We start from the raw sequence: 3777 nt of genomic DNA, 5'->3' as shown, positions 1-3777 counted from the left end.
GGCCGACGCGTCCTTCATGTACAACCGGGTGCGTTCGTCATCGGGATGTGCGTCCAAGATTCGCTTGTAGCACATCTGTGCCTTGTCGAACTCGTTGCGATCTTCGTAGATCAGTCCGAGGTTGATCAGGGCACCGACACCAGTCGGAAAGGCTTTGGCCGCACGCTCGTACAAACGCAATGCTTCTTCGTCATTGCCCATGCGGTCATTTTCCCAAGCCAACCCGAACAGGGCACCGGCATGGTTTTCGTCGGTTTGGACGGCACGCTGGTACAACGTGATCGCCTCGTCGCGACGTCCGCCGACACCGGCGACGGTCGCGGCACGTTGGTACATGTATTCGGCGGTTTGTTCGGCGGGGCCGAAGATGTCATCGAGCAGCAACATCGCTTTTTCGATGCGGCCGCTGTAGCGATGTGATTCGGCGATAAAAATCTTGCACTGATCTTCGTTGTAGCCGGCCCGTTGGGCTTGTTCGTAGGTCTCGATCGCGGCGTCGAAATCCTTGAGTTCGAACAGCGAGCGGGCGCAGTAGAACAGAGCCGTCGCGCTGCCATCGGCGGCGCGAAGGGTTTGTAGGGCTTCGGCGAAATGGCCCAGTAAGAACTGGCAGACCCCCATCTTTGTCTTGCCGGCCGGCGTCAGCGCCGGATCATCTTCCATTTCATTGACCGCATCTCGGAGCTCGGCGAAATGGCCGTAGTTTTCCGCGATCATTTGCCGAATCTCGGCGACATCATTCGGTCCGAACGAATTGTTCGACAGAATGAGTTCTTTCAAGTCGACGACGTCCAGTTCGACTTCATTCATCGAGTTCAGTTCTCCTGCTCGCGGCTGCGAGCGATTGTTGTGTTGGTCCGCCGGTCCAGAAACATTGGCTGCCGCAACAGCCACGCGTACAAGCTGTCTGGCCGACTTTTGGGCCTGGGCGGCGACGGGAGCTCGCCCAGCATTAAAATTTTTAGCGAAAAAAATATTTTTTGTCGAGTCGTGGCACGCCGATCGCTCGTGAAAAAGCTCGCTAGAACGACGTTTTTTAACCATTAACCGGAAAAAGATCGAAAAAACTTGGAAGAATTTGCTTGGATCTGGAGGTTTCTGGAAGACTTTTCGGGCGATCGGGCTGGCTTGAATGCGGCCAAACGAGCGGTTTGGGGCGGAGAAGGCGACGATCCGCCAGTCACCGCTGAGTGTGGGGGGCCGCCGCTCGAGAGGAGGCGAGGAATCCTGAGTTTCGGATCGCGACCAGACTCGCCACCTCGTCCCGTCAGCAAAAGAAAGCTGTGTCGAAGACACCGGCGGACGACTGGATGAACCCTGGCGGGTTTGCGGTGTCCAATCGGTGTCGGATTTCTCGCACCCGAGTGCAGTGTGAGAATTTCGCTACAGGATGGTGACCGCGCGGCCGAATAACGTAGGTGTGCGGAGGGTTCTTGGTAGAATTTTTCCAGCGGCCCGATGGGCCCTGGTCGACCAGGCTTTGGTTTTGTAATTTGCACGCATCAGACGTTGATCGCCACGCCCGTGGCGGATTCGTCGATCGAAACACGCCGACGTAGCTCAGCTGGTAGAGCAATTCATTCGTAATGAATAGGTCAGGGGTTCGAATCTCCTCGTCGGCTCTTCTTAAGTCGTGTATTCGCTGTTGAAGCGGACGTATTCGACGGTCAGATCACTGGCCCAGTGGATGGCGGTTCCTGGGCCATCGCCGACGAACAGGTCCAAGTCGACTTCTTTCTTCGCCTTGATCGCTTTGCTGACCTCGGCGGCATCAAAATCGGTCGGGACGCCGTTGTGATAGATTTCCGTCCCGGCGAGTTTGAGTGAGGTTTGCTGGGGATGGATTTTGGCATCGGCATAACCGGCCGCCGAGACGATGCGTCCCCAGTTCGGATCGCCGCCGGAGATCGCCGTTTTCACCAGCGGGCTGGCACCGATGGTTCGCGCGATTGTGGCGGCGCTGGCATCGTTGTCGGCACCGACGACGCGGATTTTCATCACGTGCGTGGCGCCTTCACCATCGGCGACCAATTGTCGCGCCAAGCGACAGGCCAAATCGGTCAACGCACGGATGAAGTCTTTCTCATTGGAATCGCCGATGCGGACGCCGCTGGCGCCACTGGAAAGCAACAGCAGCGTGTCGTTGGTGCTGGTGTGTCCATCGACACTGACGCAGTTAAAACTTTTCGACGCGACTTCGCGAAGGATCCGTTGAGATTGCTGGGGGTCTAGCTGGGCGTCGGTCATCACGACGGCAAGCATCGTGGCCAGATTGGGCGAGATCATGCCGGCCCCCTTGGCCATCGCGGCGATCCGAATCGTTTGTTCGCCGAGTTGGACTTCGCGACACTCCGCTTTGCGTTCCTTGTCGGTTGTCAAAATGGCGTCCGCCGCCGCAGTGAAGTCGTCGATGTCGCGACCGAGTTTTGAAACCGAGTTCTTGATGCCTGCGTTGACGCGGTCCATCGGCATCTTCTTTCCAATGATCCCGGTGCTCATCACCAGCACCTCGGCTTCGGAGGCGGAGATGGCGTCTGCGACACTGCGGCACATCTCCGCGGCGTCCAACGCGCCTTGCCGCCCGGTGCAGGCGTTTGCGTTGCCGCTGTTGGTGACGACGGCGCGGATCCGTTTGGAGGGTGTCAAGCTGCGGCAGATTTCGACGGGTGCGGCGACCACTTGGTTCTGCGTGTAAACGCCGGACGCGACCAAGCGGTCGTCCCCAACGATCAGCGACAGGTCTGGTTTTCCGCTGGGCTTGATTCCACAGGCGACGCCGGCAAATTGGAATCCGGCGGGAAGTTCAGATGAGGTCATGGACAAGCTTGCGAATTGGGGGGCAGGAGCAGTGATAAGAAAGATTGCAGTGCGGTAGCGGAAGACGCCCGGGCGATCGAGAATGGTGGGCGAGGTCCGGCAGTTAGATTCTAAGGTTTGACCGACTCACACAATAGACCGATCGAATTTCCACTATTAGGTTCAGAGTCTGTCCTTGAAACACCAGCCTTCCTTGACCGAATTGATCGACTTGCCGGGCCAGATGGCGACGCCGACTGCGAATCCAGCGCCCACGGCCGCTGCTGCCGAGACCGGGCAACGTCCGCCCGTGGTGGTGTGCGACGGATTGTCCAAACACTACGGCAGCTTTCGGGCGCTGGTCGATTGCAATCTGGAAGTGCATCAAGGTGACATTTTCGGGCTGCTGGGGCCAAACGGCGCGGGCAAAACGACGCTGATTCGGTCTTTATTGGGCTATCTGAACAGCAGCGGCGGACGGGCGACCGTCTGCGGGGCGGACCCCCAAACCGATCCGGTCGCGGTGCGGCAAAACGTTTCCTATTTGCCCGGCGACGCGCGGTTGCCCCGGCACCTGCGGGGCGATGGCGTGTTGCGGTTTTTCGCGGATATTCATCCCCGCGGCGATCTGTCGCGCAGCCGGGCGATCGCCGAAGCGCTGGAACTGGACACGCGGCGCCATGTTTCGATGATGTCGACCGGCATGCGGCAAAAGCTGGCGCTGGCGGTCGTGCTGGCGCCGGCGACGCCCCTGTTGATTCTCGACGAACCGACGGCCAACTTGGACCCGACGGTTCGCGGGACGGTCATGGAATTGGTTTCCCAGGCCCATCGTGACGGCCGCACCGTGATCTTTTCGTCCCACGTGCTCAGTGAGATCGAAGACACATGCAATCGCGTGGCGTTTCTGCGCGGCGGCCATTTGGTGCTGGAGTTGCAGATGACGGACCTGTTCCAGCGGCATCGCATCTGGGCGGATCT

Annotated in this window: 3 protein-coding genes and 1 tRNA gene; 2 read left to right on the top strand and 2 right to left on the bottom strand. The window is 59.1% G+C overall.

Annotated elements, in window-relative coordinates:
- On the bottom strand, nucleotides 1-810 hold an 810-nt coding region (locus ABX749_RS25465), incomplete at its 3' end, for a tetratricopeptide repeat protein (protein WP_372898481.1).
- Nucleotides 811-1549: 739 nt separating this feature from the next.
- On the opposite strand from ABX749_RS25465, the gene ABX749_RS25460 reads away from it, so the two are divergent.
- Nucleotides 1550-1622: transfer RNA gene (locus ABX749_RS25460), tRNA-Thr, on the top strand.
- Nucleotides 1623-1626: 4 nt separating this feature from the next.
- On the opposite strand, the gene argJ is transcribed toward ABX749_RS25460, so the two are convergent.
- Nucleotides 1627-2817, bottom strand: coding sequence for a bifunctional glutamate N-acetyltransferase/amino-acid acetyltransferase ArgJ (argJ, locus tag ABX749_RS25455; protein WP_145207948.1), 1191 nt, complete (start codon nucleotides 2815-2817; stop codon nucleotides 1627-1629).
- Nucleotides 2818-2992: 175 nt separating this feature from the next.
- On the opposite strand from argJ, the gene ABX749_RS25450 reads away from it, so the two are divergent.
- The coding region (locus ABX749_RS25450; protein WP_372898480.1) for an ABC transporter ATP-binding protein at nucleotides 2993-3777 on the top strand (785 nt) is incomplete at its 3' end.

This window comes from Stieleria sp., assembly GCF_041595215.1.
Lineage (GTDB): Bacteria > Planctomycetota > Planctomycetia > Pirellulales > Pirellulaceae > Stieleria > Stieleria magnilauensis.
The sequence above is the reverse complement of the archived record's forward strand: the minus strand, read 5'-3'. Positions and strand labels throughout refer to the sequence as shown.